This window comes from Paenalcaligenes sp. Me131 (genome assembly GCF_050487225.1).
Lineage (GTDB): Bacteria > Pseudomonadota > Gammaproteobacteria > Burkholderiales > Burkholderiaceae_B > Paenalcaligenes.
Genome location: NZ_JBKQGY010000001.1, coordinates 1,163,407 through 1,179,756, shown reverse-complemented (window position 1 = coordinate 1,179,756; position 16,350 = coordinate 1,163,407). Strand labels below are relative to the sequence as shown.

Here is a 16,350-nt window from a genome sequence, read left to right as displayed (position 1 = left end):
GACATCATAGCGTTTTTTCGCCGTATTCAGTGGCAGAGATTAGGGTTTAACGCCAGACAAAATGTGGCCAGCATTAGGTACACGTGTTTCCAGACCTAGTGTTTTCAGCATTTGGTAAACCGTACATACCGCGGCTGACAGTACAGGTTTGCCAATCATATCTTGCGCACGTTGAATGGCTGCTAGTGATGGCATTTGTACGCAAGCTGATAACACGACGGCATCTGCATCTTTGTAATCCAAGCGTTTAACGTGTTCCAGCAGATTTTCAGGGTTCAGCAAACCAACTTCCAGGTTATCTGCAACTTCTAGGCTGATGGTGTCTAGCACTTCAACGCCTTCCGCGCGGATGTAGTCCGCTACACGCTGCGTCAGGGGTTTCATGTAAGGGGTGATGATGGACACTTTGTTGAAGTTGAATTCTTTCAAGGTTTCAACCAAGGCGCCCGCAGAACTCAGCACAGGAATATCCACGCCGTTGTCGGTAACGACTTTTTGTAGACGCTCTTGGGATACGCGGTGGTAACCATCACCTTGAGCCATGATGGCAACCAAGCACGCGTAGGCCATCACATCCATGCGGGCATCGCTAAGCTCTAACACGCAGCGGTCGCTGGCAATGTCCATGGCTTTGAGTTCTTCAGGTGTTACTTTCATCATGCGCATACGCGATGAGTGGAAAGTAAAACGCTCGTCAGGAAACTCAGCATAGCGTGCTTGCAGCATAGCTGGAATTTCAGTTTCCATGGTGGTGTTAGAACTGGGAACGACTTGTCCAATGCGGTAGGTTTTCATGTTGTGTCCTCGACTAGATGAATAGTTATGCATCTATTTTGCGAGGGTGGGGCAGAGGGGTAAAGCGCCATTCGGTCAACGTGCTATCGCAAATGGCGATGGTGGGAGCTGAGCTGTTTACCTAGCGTAGATGTGTAGGGTGGTTATGAGCGGAGGTTCGTTGCGGGTGTGAGTGCTTGTAAGGGGATAAGTAAAAGCCGCTGCGCCTACTCACACACTAAAAGCACTGCAGCAAATGCCATAACAGGAAGTACGCAGCAGGCGGCAATGACCAATAAGCTATCTATTTTTGTACCTGGTTTTGTTTTGTTGGGCGAGGAAAACTTGGCGGTGGATTTGGCGATTTGGTATAGCACTAAATAGACGACCATCGCAATTAATCCCGTCGTCCACCCTAACTGCGTTCTAGGCGTGAAATTGCCTGGCACGCCTAGTACCCAAGGAATAATAAGCAGGCCACAGAGTAGCGCTACCAAGTAGGGAATAAACTTCAACACGATTTTGAGCATAGTGTGTTGTGATGGTATTGGTTAGAGGGCTGCATTTCTAAGTTGTTAATCAGATAGCGCCTCGGTATGCCACATAGTGTCTGGTTGTACGGCGGGCGGGTCGACTTGTTCAATGGCATTCAGTGGGGAGGTTTGCGTTTCAGCATGCAGGTGTTCCTGATAGACGCACAAGCATTCTAAAAATTGTGCCAAGCTGGTGTTAATAAAAACCCGCTGATTATTGTTGTCATGATTGAAGTAGACGATCTCTTTGGTGTCAGTATCTATGCCTAGCAGGTCACCATAGGCCGTTTGCCCAAGTGGGAAGAATGATGCAGGGATATCGCCAAATGCGCGCAGACTTTCTATGTCGTCAGTAGAGTAGGTAGAAAAACTCAGAAAGGGTGGGGCACTTTCCGGTAAGCCTTCGGCTAACAGTAGTTGTTTGGCATCGGCACCCATATCATCCGGCAAAGACTCGCTCTCGAAAACAATAAACGCATCAAGTTGAAGATCTAACTCTGGCGGCATCTGCGGCAGTCCGGCGCAGAATCGTTGTTTGAATGAGAGGGGCATGGTGGTTGTGCTGGATAAGTTTGGTTTTGTATGTGTGATGATGCAGGGCTTTTGTGCGAAGGCCGCTGGTGCTGTAGGCAGATTCTAATCTGCTACGGCTTTGCGTTGCCAATGAAGTTTTTTCCCCATGCTGCAGAAAACAAAAAAGCCACCCTGTGGTTTGGGTGGCTTCATTGTTCTAGTAATACTAAACAGGCATAAAAAAACGGCCTACATTGCTGTAGGCCGTTTTTCTTTATCTTGGTGGCTCATCCCTGATTCGAACAGGGGACCTGCGGATTATGATTCAGTTTTACGGCAAAGCATTGATGTTGCTTTGTCTTTGCAATCAAGTGGTTAGATAATTAATCCGTTGCTATAGGTACTCTGTGTTTTGCTATGCGGTTGACAGTATGTTGACATTTTTTACAGGACTAAGCACCGACCCATGCCAAAAAAAGAAAAATCAGCCAATATGCTAGCGTTGATGCCCCAATAAAAATAAGAGCCCAAAAAACAAATAACTGAATTTTACTTGGCTGTATGGTTGGGGTTACATTCACATACTTGGAATTCATTTCATCAGACTTGCAATAAGTATTCACATGGCTCCACAAATTTGGTGGAAAATACAAATATGAAATAAAAATTTGTTCAGAAGGAACTAGCGTAGGAAAAATCAACTCCACCGAATTGTTTGGTCCAGGCACTGTGCTATATGCCACTGCTGGGAAAACGTTAAACGCCGGAAGGAAATTATGGCCCAAGCGGACATTATGAGCTGTTTTCTTTCCCGCATTCCTTATAACAATACTATGAGTATTAACCTCATTTCCTGTTCCATCCCCAAGTGGAATTGCAGAGGCATGTATTAAAAAATTTATTAGCTTTGGACGAGCTTCAAAATATTTTTTTAGAATAAAACCAATAATAGCGGTGAGAATCGGCGCTAGAAGCTTAGCTATATTTTCAATATTTATATCCATACACCACCATATCTATGCAAATGTATTAACTAGCACTTGTGGAATGCTGAAAGGTAACATTTCCGGTACTAAATGTAAATAAATGGAGCATTACCACACGTCTCACGCTCGCCGCTAGGCAGGGTTGCAGGGCAAAAAAGCACCCAGCAACCCAACCTAAAGCGTGTTTTATCAGGATTGTGTCAAGGATTCGCTACGCCGGGTACTCACCCGGTCCCGGGCATTCCGGGCTGCGGCTTCCGTGCCCGTCCTTGACATGGCAACATAGCCTCAGAGTGCAGGTTTGGTGACACAGATCAGCTGACCAGGTAGAGGACCTGTCACCATTTAAGTTAAAGCACAGGCTAAATTGTAAAAAACCTAATTAACCCTCTTTTTTGGCTTGTTGGTAGAGTCGATTTATAAACTCTTGAAAATCAATTTCGCCAGAAATATATCTTTCAGACTCAACTAACGTGTCCTCTGGAACAGAAAACCCCTCAAGTCGTACTGAGGCCAGGGCAGACTCAGCAGCAGCTCTACGTTCGATCTGGTTTGAGCTCATAAATCACCTGTATATTTTTGATTATTTTCCTAGGTCACTCAAATCAGAAGGCTTAAGAACCTCCAGTTCAGTATAAGTGTTTCTGCTGGGACTAACTTCAAGTGCGGTATTGGCTTTGGTTGCATTGATGCAGTTGTTGGATGTGGCGGCTTTTGCACCCATTTCATTTCTGCATTTTTCAAGCATTTCTTTACGCTCAACATCGTGAGTTTTATAGTAGTCAACAGTTTGTGTTACTTCACTCTCGCCACAGCCAGCGAGAACTGTCACAGAAAACAACAACGCAGAAATTAGTGATTTTTTCATTTCAAAAAGCCGCCGTTCCAGAATATGTTTAATTAATTTAAGAACAATTCTCCTTGCTTCAGCTTATATGGTCAACTCGCATCAAAACCTTGGTCATGACCAAGGGCTATGAGTTAGGTCCAGGTACTCTCTGCACCTGAAGCACTAAAAGAATTTCACTACTGGATTGCTCATATCCAGTGGTGTGCAGGAACCTAGGAAGAAAACTGAGGCCGTCACGGGTATTAGAGTCTTTGCTTTCAGTGAGTCCACCTAAAACAATGACATCACCATCCTCCATACCTACTTTTGTCTTTAGTTCTCGTTTGGTTAATGTTGGCGAGTTATTGACCCCAGTCGTTGTTTTTACAAAGTTGGAAAGCTGCTGTGTGATATCTAAATCAATAATGCTTTCCTTCACTACAGGTCGGACATCAAATATCACGCCGGAACTCCGGTACTCAACAGACTGAACGGCTTGACCTGCGCCTTGTGGATACGATAGGGCTCCAAGTACAGGGACCTCCTGACCAACCGAGAAAATGCCTTGTGAACCTGACTGGATACGAAGGGCGGGTGATGACACTACCTTGAAACGACTATCACTTGATAGAACAGAGTAAACAGCATCCAGACTGGTATTTTTGATTTGGATGAAGTTACCTAGGTTTGTAGCAGTAGAACCTATACCAATGCCTACATTTCCTCCTAGTAAGTTTGCCAATAGTCCAAAGGCTGACCCTTGACGGTCTGTGTTGCTCACTTCATATACCAGCCCACGTACTGCTACTTCTCCAATTCGTTGATCAACTTGGGGCAATAGTTCACGCAAACGTTGAATTTCTTCTTCTGCACCTGCAAACACTAATACGTCCGAAGATTGATCAATCAATGAGGCTGCCGAGGAAACAGGGACATCACTTTTGGGGCTTGCTCCAGGTGTGGCCCGGACAGTGCGGTTTGTAACAAATGACCCCTTGAATAAAGGTGTCAGGGTACGAGATAGGTAAGATACTTCGCGGTAACGTGGTTGATAAATGTAGATGTGTTCGGCCTGAATTGGAGGCTCACCGTCGACACGTTTACGCACAAAATCCACCCCAGACTTACGCTCTACTGTATAGCCCAAGCTATCTAAAAAATACTGCATGAAAAGTGGGAATTTACCCTGACTATCCTTGTACCTGAATGAGATTAATCGCTCATCCTCAAGAACATCGGGGGCCAGTACATATGGGGTATTAGTAGATTCCCTGTAAATAAGCTGTACTGTTTCAGCTATGCTTGCGCCTTGCAAATCGAGATTAACCAGCTTAGCCTGAGCTGTTCCTGTTACAGCTAAAGATAAGATAGAAGCTAGGATTCGAAGTTTCATTTATTTGCCTTTAGATGTAGGTTTGTGACCGCTCCAGGAGGTGATACGTTCGCCATCAACCTCCCCAATTGCTGTTGAGCCGCTATTTTGGAAATTGGAAGGGTGCTCAAGTCGCATACGACCATCATTAGATTGGATGACTGTGTAGGCGGTTTTGCCTGATTGCATGGTTCCGACTAGCCTCCAAGAAGTGGATACAGTTTGTCGGGGTTGGGGAAGTGCTACTGATGCAGAATCTGGTAACGCTGAATTTGTCTTGAAATCGGTGTAAGTAATTGAATTTGCTGGTTTTTTTGATATGGCCTTACTGCTGAAAAAGGAAAGCGAATTATAGATACCAAAGGTGGCCAAACCTAAGAAAAACAACACCTTAATCCAAAGCCAGGGGTTTTTTAGGATGTTTTGGCGACCATCGACTTGTAGCTCTTTGCCTGCACCGCCGGTATAGCTGCTGTAGAGCGGGAAGATTTGCGGGTCATATCGCTTATTCTCTACAGCTACACGGCCTTTCAGCGTCAGTTTGTAGCTCTCCCACATTTCGACGCGGTAGGTCTTGTTCAATCCCAACGTCTTGATCTTGGTGGTTTTGAAAGTGACCTCCACCACAACCTTGAGGATGCGGTGCAGGTCGGAAATATCCTGCACCATCAACACTAGGTCGCAGCACACCTTAGTATCGGGATGAACGAAGTGACGATGCTCACGGAAGAAAACCTTGTGTTCAGTCAGGAGCTTGCAGTCAGTACCCCAGAAGCGCCATGCCTCATCAATGCAGATGATGTCACCTGGCTGACAAAAAGTATCGACATTCTCGCCGTGAGGTAGGAAGTCGGCTTTGCCTACGTCCTCGTTCTTACAATGCACAACCGATCCCAGTTGTTCTGGTGCGATATCGTACTTGTCTTGGCAATATGCACGAATGGCATCATTGTCGATGCCGTCTACATTCGTGACAACACGACGACCTGCTTTAACTGCTGGCACGATGACCGAGGACACGCACTCATAGCTTTTGCCCGACCCCATTAAGCCGGTATAGACATTTATTGGCATAATTTTTATCCTAAGATTGGCAGACGCCGGATAGCAAAGCGGGTGGCGTAGGCCGACACAACCATTGCGATACCAGTCTGGATTTGGAATACGTCTAGAAAGTACCAAGTGGCGGTACTAATGCCAGACAGTGCGCTATCGACGGCTCCTGTTCCTGGCAGCAATGCCACGATGAAACCAACGAACTCCGAAGTAATGAAGTACAGAGCGAAGAACAACACGAACTTGACAAGGAGGGAACGGAACACCCAGGCCAGAACACTGTTCAGCGCAGAGAGTAGAATTCCAAACATGGCGACCTCACGCTGATAGGATGATGAACAGCGCGATCAGCGCCCAAGCCAGCAGCATGGCGGCTTGGATGATGGCTTTGTTGTCGTCGATCAAGATGCAGTGCGCATCAAGCACATGCGTGCCGTATAGCTCGATAGTCGGGCGTGGGCATTCTCCAGCATGTGGGGATGGCGTATACCCTCGGAAGTCAGACATCAGATCGAGAATAGGCTGCATTATTTGCTGTGCTGTAGGGATGGCCTCAAGCGTCGGAGCACCGATGCCAGGATCAGGCCCTAAGTTTTGCAATGGCTGATCAGTGGCTGGATTGGTTGTTCCTGTGTTCGGTGTTGCTGGGTTGAAGTCAGGTGCGATTGGGTTGGATGGCAGCGACCAAGGGTTCGATACAGAATTGGTGGTAGGGTTAGGAGCTACGAAATCACGCACGGTAGGTGTAAACTCTGGATTAGCTTGTGTCCAGGTCGATGCTTCTGCTTTTGTGATTGGGTCGGCTTGTGGATATGGTAAGCCGTCATAATCAGGATCTTGTGCGGCTTGCTGCCACGCCAAATTTGCCAAGGCAGCCACCAAAACCGGATTCAATGGTTTATTCAGTTCCTCATCGCTTAGGTTGCTGATTGCCTGCTGCGCCGTCAAACCATCCATATCAGGAAACGAGGAAGGCAAAGGGTAGGAGAACGATGCACAGTTACTGCCTATGGCCTGCATGCCAGCACCACAACTTACCGGAGCTGTTCCGGACAATGAGACCTTGTAGTTCCCGCACCAATAGTTTGTTGTTCCGTCAGCAAAGCAAGTCGGCTCAGAAATGTCGGTATAACCGAGCCTCTTCATGTCGGTATAACGGTATTCACGCGCTAGAGCATCAGCATTTGCGCCATAGTGCCACTCACCTTGCCAATCCTTGTATGTCCAGACTCGATCCCCTGCGTTGAATGCGTGGGATGGGTAGGCACTGTTTTCAGCACTTGATTGGTCAATTAGGCCATCATCACGAAACCACCAATCGACCAAAGCATCTATACCTAGACTCACGGCATAAGTGACGACAGTGCCGATACCAGCAACAATAGCCACAGTGGCCCACGCTGGAGCTGTTACTGCTCCTAGCGTTACCGCTGCCGCAGTACCGCCTATTGCTGCACTAGATAGCTTGGGGCCGACTCTAGCTACCGTGTTCATAAAACGATGATCATTTGCAGCAAAGCCGCGTCGCTGCATCCCCAACTGTAACGTTCCAGATATCGCACGGGTTACTCGTTCCGGCTCTGGTATGGGATTTGGGAGAGCCTGGGCAAAGACCGGCTGAGTGGAAATCAGCAGCCATGCAAAAAACGCGATCATGAAACGGTAGAGGCTCATTACTCTAACCCCTTGATCAAGGCCCAAGCGCAGGTGATGCCCCAAAAAAATGTAATCAAGTACCAGAGACTGATCATTGCAGATCCTTACTGTTTGGGCATGTCATCCAAAACACTCGTAACGCAGAGATAAATGTAAATTCAGAGACCATAGCTACAGCAAAAAGGCCCATGCTGAAAAAGAGTGCATCACCACAGAGTGCTATTAGCTCATATGAGTAGGAGACGTTATTTAGAGATGAGAAATACAAGAAAAGGCAGAAAAAACACACGATAAATAAAATGATGCAAGCCGCATTGGTGCATAACAAAAAGGACTCCGTTACTTTCCAAAGCCAAGGTTTTTTGTACTTGTCATGAGACTTAACGACTGAGGAGCGACGGGTACGCATAAGCTCATATATTCCAAAAGAGCCAAACAGCGCTAAATAGATCAGATAGACAAGATTTCCAGTTGACATGGTTTTCCCTCTAAAGAAAAAGGCAGGATGGCCAGTCCTGCCTAGGTCCGTTATTCGGCGGGATCAACCACCACGAATCCAGCGCAGCGCCATCTTGGCTGCGGTCATGGTGGCGTAGATAGCTGCCAGTACAGCAGCAACAGCCATCACAGCCGTGATGATGTCGGAAGCGTTAAACGCACCAGTAATTGCAGTAAGGTCAATCCCGGCTTCCTGAGCCATGGCGGCACCAGATGTCAGGCTCAAGGCTGTAGCACCTACAGCAGCAGTCACAGGCTTGAAGCTCAGTTTCAGCTTTTTCATGTAAATTTCCTTTTCGTAAGTTAGGCAGGAAGCCGCCTGCCTGTCGGATGTACCTAACCCCTGCGGATCAGGTTCAATACTGTTCCAACGCCACGTCCCAACAGAAAGAACAGCAACACTACTGAAAAACCTAGGCTGAACACCTGGGCAAGCTCGGCAGAGTTGAGTGTCGGAATGGGATTGCCTGATGCCTCTAGGATTTCGCGTTCAATCGCGATTTTCTGGCGATGCTGTACAGGGCAATCTGATCCAGCTTCAGTGCTAATGTCGCAGTATTGGATATAGATATGTGTCATTAGGAGGGTGAGGGTTAAGCTGTTTTCTTCGCGGACTCAACCGGGCGTACATCAGTCACAATGGTTTCGCGTTTGCCAAAACGCATCAGATCTTCGGTCACTACATCCGCAATAAAGGGAGTAGGTAGATGGGCTATGCGGCGCAATACCTCGGCGTCTACACGATATTGATCGCCCATATAACCGCTAGCGATGTTGTCAGCGCCCATAGGCGGTGCAAGTTTGGTTAAAGTGTGTAATGTACCGATGCTGTAAGCTGCGCCGCTTTTCTTGCTTACGCCTTCAGTAATTTCAAAGCCGCAGACTTCTTTACGATCAACTGACATGTTTTCTCTCTTGCTTGGAAAGGTCACAAACCCCCGACCAATTGGGGCCGCTCGCAAGTGCGGAGATATTGACCCGTCGAGGTATGCCGAATACTCGAACTTCCTCGACGAGGCTTGCGATTTCAAAACCTTCTGTTGCACTCATTGCATCAATTGCCTTGCCGTATGTGCGGCGCAAATGAGTGAGTAGATGCGACAGCGTCACCTCTCCTTCGGTACGTGTCGTGGGAATCTTCTTGGCTCCACATTCGTTGTCAAGCAGGTCAGCTAGGACCGGATATGCTCCAGCGAAATACTTGTCTCTCTCGGTCAGGGCCTCTAGGGGAATGACACGATCACGGCTTCCAAACTGCACTTCATATCGTGTCCATGGACTGTCTACATGCCCTAGCTGATGACCTTTTTCATACGCTCGTAAGAGCTTTCCATTTTTTGCTTTTCCAACGTATAAAGTGCGCGACTTGCCGTTTAGCCAGTCACCGGCACAGTCTGTCGAAGGCTGACGACCTGAGCAGTTGAAACGGCCTGACTCATAGAATGACACTGCATCATCTACCGTATATTCGCCGTGCAAGAAATCCACGCACAAATCCAAGCGTGTGATTTTCGCTTTAAGGGATTCCAGCCAGCGACGCATCTTGCACCAAGCATCAATAAGGGCGCAGCCAACACCAGAAATTGAGAGCATCCATGTGCCACGTTGTGCTTCCCCACCATAGCCAAGAAATCCCATTGCCTGCTTACGAGACCCCACATGAGCAAACAAAGCGACAGAACTGGCATAACCCCTGATCCCTTTGCCTTCATCTAGCCCTGAAACAGGACGGCGCATAATTTCCGATAGTTGAAAAATCACTTGATCTTGAGTGATTTCATTGGGCAAAAATGTAACGTTGAGCCAGTCAACTCGTGCTTGTTGTTTTGGGAGACTTTCCCCCCGTATTACCGGACGGGGGGAAGCATGTGAGGTCGTCATACTGCGGACTCCGATACAGCTTCAGCGAGACTAACTTTACGTGAGGCTGGTACGTAAAGCGCTTCGACACTCCAAGCCTTCGCCGCACCTCCTCGCACCGCTGCGGGGGCTGCGGCGAAGGCTTGAAGCCCTGGTAGAGTTTGTGGACAGATCACGCGGTGTATGAGTTCTCGGCGTGAGCTGTATTGCTTTCTCATAATGCAAACTCTGCTGCGCGCTCCGCAGCTTTGATGCGTACAACTTCAACATTGATAAACACACGCTTACCAACCTTAATCGTGGGCCAATAGCCACGGTTGCACTGCGCTTGAAAGACAGAAAGTTCAATGCCAAGAGCATGCGAAAACGCTGCTGGTGTCATTAAAGGCATAGCCATTGCTATGGCAATGCGATTCGAGACAGGTAAACTGTTCATATTTTCCCTCTTGGCTTTTTTGTCCGTTTTGGATTGTGGGTTGGTCAAGGGTTGGGTTTCGTTTACTATTTATTCCTTATTGGAAAATATATCCAACAAGGAAAATTATCGGTAGGTTTACTGCATATGTCAAGTTCGACTATTGATGATCGCGTTGTGTTACTGATCAAAGACCAAATGACTCGCCGAGAGTCCGTAAAGGCGCGTGAAGTGAGATCCTCGTTGCTGGAAAGGCTATTGCCAGCTAGCAATAGTGCAGAGGAGATGCTGAGTGTCTTACAGGGAAGCAGGGGGTTTTGGAAGGTTCTGGCTGAGCAAACAGGAATTTCAGCAGATCGTTGGCGAAAAGTTTTTGAGCGCAAACAGCGACCGACCACAGATATTTTGGGGGCAATCGGGCAGCAATGGCCGCATCATGCGTTTTGGGTGATGACAGGTGTAACGGATGCAGCAAATGGGCACGTAGCTCCTGATACAGCAACAACATACCCAGAAAGAGCTCATGTGAGAGATCAATGCTCCATAAATTACTTTCGAGCATCTATCGCTTTAAATGAACAATTGTTTAACGACGAAGGGGTCGAGAAAATTGGGTTTGATGACCCGATTGATCTTATTGAGCGTACGCGGCCGTTTACTCATTACTGGGAGGGAGCCATTGCTGGTTTGGCCTATAAGCACTCGGATACTGAGTCATACCGCTTATTAATGGAGCTTTGGAATGAACGTGAAAGCCACCGCGAGCAACATAAAAAATTACTCATGAGGCAGGAGAAGTCAGCGAAAAGAGGTGATCCTGTCTTGGGGGAAGACCCAAGGACAGCTCACCAAAATCCGTTTTATCTTTTCTATGAAATACAGAATGGCGATACGAAAGACTGAAGGAGGATGGTTGGTTGATATCCAACCAGGTGGCCGAGGTGCGAGGCGTATGCGAAAGACGTTCCGCACTCAGGCAGAGGCCAAAAATTGGGAGGTATGGGTTAAGTCTAACGCCAATAGTCAGGCAGATTGGATGCCTGAAAAGAAAGACTTGAGGCGATTGGATGAGTTGGCCACTATTTGGTTTGATCATCATGGTAAAGAGCTGCGTGCGGCAGAAGATACTTATAAGCGAATCAAAGCTGCAATTGTTGCTCTAAAGAATCCTGTCGCTAGTGAGTTCAATGCGCAGAGTTTTGCTGCTTACCGTACGCAGCGCTTAGATGCGGGTATTTCGTTGAATACTGTGAACCGTGAACATGCCTATGTGAGAGCTATGTTCAACGAGTTGATAAGGCTTAAGGTCTGGAAACGAGATAACCCGTTGAAAGACTTGCGACAGTTCAAAGTACAAGAAAATGAACTATCTTACTTGACTAGAGAGCAGATAGCAGTGCTCCTCGTTGAGTTGAGAAAATCTACTAACCCGCATGTCGATCTAGTGTCACGTATTTGTCTTGCTACTGGTGCGAGGTGGAGCGAGTCAGAGCAACTGCAACCGCAGCAAGTCCGACAGAGATTAATTCAGTTTGCACGGACGAAAACAGGTAAAGCAAGAGCAGTTCCTATTAGTCAGGAAATGCAGGACGAGATTTTTGCTCATCATGCAGAGTACCGAAATATGGGTGCTATTTTTATGAGGTGTACAGGGGCATTCAAGGAAGCGATAGAGAGGGCTAATATTCAGTTGCCTCTAGGGCAGTTGACTCATGTGTTGCGTCATACCTTTGCTAGCCATTTCATGATCAATGGAGGCAATATTTTGACACTACAGCGAATCTTGGGTCATCAGGACTTAAAGACTACGATGAGGTATGCGCACCTTGCGCCAGATCACTTGGATTCAGTTAGAGTGCTCAACCCTCTGGTTTGTGCTTTATAGCTGACTATCCGCGAGCTTCTCTACCTGGTTCATCTTCAGCAACACGAAATCGCCAATAACGATCAGGCTTTACCCAGACAACTGTTGTCTCAGTTATTTTTTTAAAAGCATTCAATGTGGCTAGCCCAAGAACTAAATTTCCTTCGCTATTTTCACGAAGTAATGTTGTAGCGTTAGATTTAACTAGGTAATCAACAACGTCGTCTTGGTAGATACAGCCGTGCTTTTCAGCCTCGGACAACATCCAGAAAGCAACTTTCTCGGGTGTCATGTGGTCGTTACTTCTACAAGTGAATCACCGGGGAATTGGCCTTGTTCAAGTTTTTTTCCTGCAAACCATTGGCAAGTGTAAATCTGATGTTCTTCTGACACGATTTTAACTGTCATTTCAGGACCGCCAGACTTTAACTTTACGATATCACCAACTACAAAGCTGTTATCCATATGCCTTTCCATTTAAATAAGATTTTGAGCAAGTCAGTAAGATTGATGATACGACAGAGCCGTAATAATTGACAGGCCTTATGGAGTATTCCTCTCATGGCGTTAAGGAGCTCGGGGATCAGGGATGCTGAGAGGTATATTTCCCTACTTAACTGTTATTCAATCATATGTTGACGTTTAGTTGACACTCAAAGTGCAGAAAACAAAAAAGCCACCTCAAGGGTGGCTTTAATGTCCTGATTTAACAGGGTAATCTTGGTGGCTCATCCCTGATTCGAACAGGGGACCTGCGGATTATGATTCCGTCGCTCTAACCGGCTGAGCTAATGAGCCAAGAACGTTAATATAGCACCATGACTTTCATCTTGGCAAGCACTTTTTGAAGAAATATTACAAAAGATGAAAAAAGATATAAAAAAAGCCCCTTCGATTAGGTGAAGGGGCTTTTTGACTGCTTAGGCTTGTTCAGTTTTAGCGCTATCGTCTACATCTCTAGGCTTTACTGTTGGGCCTTCTGCGTTGCTATTCATGCTAGCAGGGCGGTGCTTTGTACCTAGGCCGGACAATGCAGCACTCAAGCTGTACAGGGGCTCAAAGGACTCGGCTTGGGCCATAGGCCAACCCACACGGAAAATAGTTTGTCGGTAATTGCCTTCTAGCAGCTCGCCTTTTTCTAGGTCCGGGAACATGGCGGACAACACGCGAATCTCACCGTTAGGAATACGCTTAGCAATGTGGTGCGGGCGTAGTTCGTTAGGGTGGTGCAAACCAGCGGCTTTCAGCAAGTCTGCCAACGCTTTCAGTGTGTTGTTATGGTAGTTAGCGGCACGGCGTGATTTATCAGATACCACCAGCGCTTCTTGTCTGCGTGGATCTTGGGTAGTCACACCCACTGGGCAACGACCAGTGTGGCAGGTTAGGGCTTGGATACAGCCAATCGCAAACATAAAGCCACGGGCACTGTTACACCAGTCAGCACCCAGGGACATGATACGAGCCATATCAAAGGCACTGATGATCTTGCCGGATGCACCAATACGGATACGTTCACGCAGACCAATACCTACCAGCGTGTTGTGTACCAAACGCAGGGATTCGCGCAGCGGCGTACCTACGTGGTCAATAAACTCTACGGGTGCAGCACCTGTACCGCCTTCTGCTCCGTCAACCACGATGAAGTCAGGGGTGATGCCTGTTTTTAGCATGGCTTTAGCAATAGCAAACCATTCCCATGGGTGGCCAATCGTCAGCTTAAAGCCCACAGGTTTACCGCCTGACAGTTCGCGCAGTTTAGCGACGAACTCTAGCAGTTCAATAGGTGTAGAGAAGGCGCTATGTTTGGCTGGTGACAAGCAATCTTGCCATACCGGTACTTCACGTGCAGCAGCAATCTCGGGGGTAACCTTAGCGCCAGGCAAAATACCGCCTTGACCAGGTTTAGCACCTTGAGACAGCTTAATCTCAATCATTTTGACGTTGTCTTGGCGAGCACGCTCGGCAAAACGCTCTGGCGAGAAATTGCCTTTGTCGTCCCTACAGCCAAAGTAGCCAGAACCAATGTTCCATACTAAGTCACCGCCGTACATGGTGTGGTAACGGCTGATACCACCTTCACCTGTGTCGTGAGCAAAGTTACCAATCACGGCACCTTTGTTCAGTGCCATCACGGCGTTGGCAGATAGCGCCCCAAAACTCATGGCAGAGATATTAAATACCGACATGGAGTAGGGTTTGGTGCAATCAGGGCCGCCCACCAGTGTGCGGAAGTTGCTGTCTGCGATCTGACAGGGTTGCATGGAGTGGTTAATCCACTCGTAGCCGCTGCCGTAGATTTCTTGTTGCGTACCAAAGGGCAACTTATCTTCTTGTTGCTTGGCACGTTGGTACACCAGAGAGCGTTCAGCACGAGAGAAAGGTGACTCTTGGTTGTCACCCTCAATAAAGTACTGGCGGATTTCTGGACGGATGAATTCGAATAGGAAGCGCAAGTTACCAATCACAGGATAGTTTCTGCGGATGGCGTGACGCGTTTGTTTTAGGTCGACTAGACCTAGGATAGATAGACCAATAAAAGGCAGGGCCAAAATAAGCCACCATGCCGTATTGGTGATAGACAAAATAGTGAACACGACGGTGCCCAGGAATACGACGTAAAGGGCGGTGTAGCGCGTCAGTAAGCGATGCATGAAAAAAGCTCCAAGCTTCCTAGTAAATTTACAGCGGTTTTGGTGAGACTAAAGTACAGAAAATAAAGTATATACAGGAATGATTAAGGGAAGACAGCGGGTCTACCCTTGGCAATGCCGGTACAACGTAAAGCATAGACAAAAGCGATGCGGATAAGTTGCAGGCTTCCTGTATAACTAGTTGTTATCAATGAATTTTATGGGTTTTGTGAAAGCCAAGCAAACTTCTACGGTTGTGAGGCGTCCTTACGCTGTATGAAGAGCGTTAAAACGACACTGGTTCTGTGCAATTTTTATAAAGTGGCTCTTTTCTCTAATCAGGAAAAAAAGTTATGAGATTATAAAAATAATTACAGAATCTATTATTGCGATGCAGCAAAAAATTATGATTTCAGTAAAAGATTGCGCAGCGTGTCGAGTAAGGTTTGGTGATTCGAGGGTGGGTAAGGCAGGGCAGGCTGTTTGCCCCACACAGGGCTAGGCCAAGCAGGATCCTGGTGGTGTCTAGCAATAACATGCATGTGCAGTTGGGGGACCATGTTGCCCAGCGTGGCCACATTCATTTTGCTGGCTTGGTAGTAGGTGTGCATACGCTGCGCGACGCGATTGGTCTCTTCCCATAGGCGTTGTTGATCAGCGCTAGAAAGATCAAAGGTCTCGCGTATATCAGCTTGCCTAGGTACCAGAATGACCCAAGGGTAGTGTTGATCATTCATGAGCAGTACTTTGCACAGCGGCAGGTCTCCAATTTCTAGTGTGTCTGCGGCCAGTGTGGGGTGTAACGTAAACATGAATGGAAGCCCTATTGAATATGCAAAGGAAGGGTGACGGGACCGTTATTGACTAATGCTACCTGCATGTCGGCACCAAAGACGCCTGCACCTACGGTGTGATGCATGGTTTTGGCTTTGTCTACCAAGTAGGTAAAAAGGAAGCGTCCTAATTCAGGTGGCGCTGCGCGCATAAAGCTAGGGCGATTCCCTCGGCTCGTGTCTGCGGCAAGCGTAAACTGACTCACTAATAAGAGACCGCCTTGAGTTTGCTGCAAGCTAAGATTCATTTTGCCATCCTCGTCATCGAAGATGCGCAATTTGAGTAGTTTATTGAGCAAGTTATCTGCGGTTTCTGGGGTGTCAGAGGGTTCAGCGCAAACTAACACCATCATGCCTGCTTGAATGCGGGCTACCTCGGTATCAGAGATAGTGACGCTGGCCGACTTAACGCGTTGTACCAGCGCTAGCATGAGTGAGTCTCCGCAAAGTAGGGGTAAGTTTGAGTCGAGAATGAGAATAGTTTACTATTTGTGATCACGATCAAGGACTAGAAAGAGACAGCAGCATGCA

22 protein-coding genes and 1 tRNA gene are annotated in these 16,350 nt (G+C 47.4%); 2 read left to right on the top strand and 21 right to left on the bottom strand.

The features are described from left to right. Positions 1-39: 39 nt before the first annotated feature. From ACLPHM_RS05725 to ACLPHM_RS05655, 15 genes are all read right to left on the bottom strand, one after another. A complete protein-coding gene (locus ACLPHM_RS05725; protein WP_166407652.1) occupies positions 40-795 on the bottom strand; it encodes a maleate cis-trans isomerase family protein in 756 nt (251 codons plus the stop codon). 206 nt (positions 796-1,001) lie between these two features. Then, positions 1,002-1,304, bottom strand: a complete 303-nt coding sequence (locus ACLPHM_RS05720) for a hypothetical protein (RefSeq protein WP_430220288.1) — start codon at positions 1,302-1,304, stop codon at positions 1,002-1,004. A gap of 45 nt (positions 1,305-1,349) precedes the next feature. Then, positions 1,350-1,859 carry an SUKH-4 family immunity protein gene (locus ACLPHM_RS05715; protein WP_430220287.1) on the bottom strand — a complete coding sequence of 170 codons (510 nt, stop codon included), beginning with the start codon at positions 1,857-1,859 and terminating at the stop codon, positions 1,350-1,352. Positions 1,860-2,272: 413 nt separating this feature from the next. Beyond that, complete coding sequence (locus tag ACLPHM_RS05710) at positions 2,273-2,824, bottom strand: hypothetical protein (RefSeq protein ID WP_430220286.1); 552 nt, start codon at positions 2,822-2,824, stop codon at positions 2,273-2,275. Positions 2,825-3,188: 364 nt separating this feature from the next. Next, positions 3,189-3,368, bottom strand: coding sequence for an antitoxin VbhA family protein (locus ACLPHM_RS05705; RefSeq protein ID WP_430220285.1), 180 nt, complete (start codon positions 3,366-3,368; stop codon positions 3,189-3,191). 21 nt (positions 3,369-3,389) lie between these two features. Next, positions 3,390-3,674, bottom strand: coding sequence for an EexN family lipoprotein (locus tag ACLPHM_RS05700; RefSeq protein ID WP_430220284.1), 285 nt, complete (start codon positions 3,672-3,674; stop codon positions 3,390-3,392). Positions 3,675-3,780: 106 nt separating this feature from the next. Further along, positions 3,781-5,028 carry a type II secretion system protein GspD gene (locus ACLPHM_RS05695; RefSeq protein ID WP_430220283.1) on the bottom strand — a complete coding sequence of 416 codons (1,248 nt, stop codon included), beginning with the start codon at positions 5,026-5,028 and terminating at the stop codon, positions 3,781-3,783. After that, the gene (locus ACLPHM_RS05690; RefSeq protein ID WP_430220282.1) at positions 5,029-6,081 is read right to left on the bottom strand and encodes a zonular occludens toxin domain-containing protein; all 1,053 of its coding nucleotides are present in this window, start codon (positions 6,079-6,081) and stop codon (positions 5,029-5,031) included. A 5-nt stretch (positions 6,082-6,086) separates the two neighbouring features. After that, on the bottom strand, positions 6,087-6,374 hold the full coding sequence (locus ACLPHM_RS05685) for a DUF2523 family protein (protein ID WP_430220281.1): 288 nt from the start codon (positions 6,372-6,374) through the stop codon (positions 6,087-6,089). Positions 6,375-6,381: 7 nt separating this feature from the next. After that, on the bottom strand, positions 6,382-7,737 hold the full coding sequence (locus tag ACLPHM_RS05680) for a hypothetical protein (RefSeq protein WP_430220280.1): 1,356 nt from the start codon (positions 7,735-7,737) through the stop codon (positions 6,382-6,384). A 523-nt stretch (positions 7,738-8,260) separates the two neighbouring features. Continuing rightward, positions 8,261-8,500, bottom strand: coding sequence for a hypothetical protein (locus tag ACLPHM_RS05675; protein ID WP_430220279.1), 240 nt, complete (start codon positions 8,498-8,500; stop codon positions 8,261-8,263). Positions 8,501-8,553: 53 nt separating this feature from the next. Beyond that, complete coding sequence (locus tag ACLPHM_RS05670; RefSeq protein ID WP_430220278.1) at positions 8,554-8,796, bottom strand: hypothetical protein; 243 nt, start codon at positions 8,794-8,796, stop codon at positions 8,554-8,556. Positions 8,797-8,810: 14 nt separating this feature from the next. Beyond that, on the bottom strand, positions 8,811-9,122 hold the full coding sequence (locus ACLPHM_RS05665; RefSeq protein ID WP_430220277.1) for a hypothetical protein: 312 nt from the start codon (positions 9,120-9,122) through the stop codon (positions 8,811-8,813). After that, positions 9,112-10,098: a replication initiation factor domain-containing protein gene (locus tag ACLPHM_RS05660; RefSeq protein WP_430220276.1), complete on the bottom strand. Its 987-nt coding sequence runs from the start codon at positions 10,096-10,098 to the stop codon at positions 9,112-9,114. Before ACLPHM_RS05660 ends, ACLPHM_RS05665 begins: the two co-directional genes overlap by 11 nt. A 193-nt stretch (positions 10,099-10,291) precedes the next feature. Continuing rightward, the gene (locus tag ACLPHM_RS05655) at positions 10,292-10,513 is read right to left on the bottom strand and encodes a hypothetical protein (RefSeq protein ID WP_430220275.1); all 222 of its coding nucleotides are present in this window, start codon (positions 10,511-10,513) and stop codon (positions 10,292-10,294) included. A 126-nt stretch (positions 10,514-10,639) separates the two neighbouring features. Between ACLPHM_RS05655 and ACLPHM_RS05650 the strand changes: the two genes are divergently transcribed. Then, a complete protein-coding gene (locus tag ACLPHM_RS05650) occupies positions 10,640-11,395 on the top strand; it encodes a hypothetical protein (protein WP_430220274.1) in 756 nt (251 codons plus the stop codon). 49 nt (positions 11,396-11,444) lie between these two features. Next, entirely contained in the window at positions 11,445-12,377 is a 933-nt protein-coding gene (locus ACLPHM_RS05645) for a phage integrase (protein WP_430220273.1), read from the top strand. Between the two features lie 4 nt (positions 12,378-12,381). Here ACLPHM_RS05645 and ACLPHM_RS05640 read toward each other — a convergent pair whose 3' ends face one another. The 6 genes from ACLPHM_RS05640 to dtd all read right to left on the bottom strand — a co-directional run bounded on the left by ACLPHM_RS05640 (position 12,382) and on the right by dtd (position 16,250). Continuing rightward, complete coding sequence (locus ACLPHM_RS05640; protein ID WP_430220272.1) at positions 12,382-12,648, bottom strand: DUF6953 family protein; 267 nt, start codon at positions 12,646-12,648, stop codon at positions 12,382-12,384. Next, entirely contained in the window at positions 12,645-12,821 is a 177-nt protein-coding gene (locus ACLPHM_RS05635; protein ID WP_430220271.1) for a YodC family protein, read from the bottom strand. Before ACLPHM_RS05635 ends, ACLPHM_RS05640 begins: the two co-directional genes overlap by 4 nt. A 256-nt stretch (positions 12,822-13,077) precedes the next feature. Further along, positions 13,078-13,154 (bottom strand) — tRNA-Met (locus tag ACLPHM_RS05630). 122 nt (positions 13,155-13,276) lie between these two features. Beyond that, positions 13,277-15,007, bottom strand: a complete 1,731-nt coding sequence (locus tag ACLPHM_RS05625) for an FMN-binding glutamate synthase family protein (protein WP_430220270.1) — start codon at positions 15,005-15,007, stop codon at positions 13,277-13,279. Between the two features lie 383 nt (positions 15,008-15,390). Continuing rightward, positions 15,391-15,798 (bottom strand): HIT domain-containing protein, encoded by a 408-nt coding sequence (locus ACLPHM_RS05620; protein ID WP_430220269.1) that lies wholly within the window; start codon positions 15,796-15,798, stop codon positions 15,391-15,393. 11 nt (positions 15,799-15,809) lie between these two features. Next, on the bottom strand, positions 15,810-16,250 hold the full coding sequence (gene dtd, locus ACLPHM_RS05615; RefSeq protein ID WP_430220268.1) for a D-aminoacyl-tRNA deacylase: 441 nt from the start codon (positions 16,248-16,250) through the stop codon (positions 15,810-15,812). Positions 16,251-16,350: the final 100 nt, after the last annotated feature.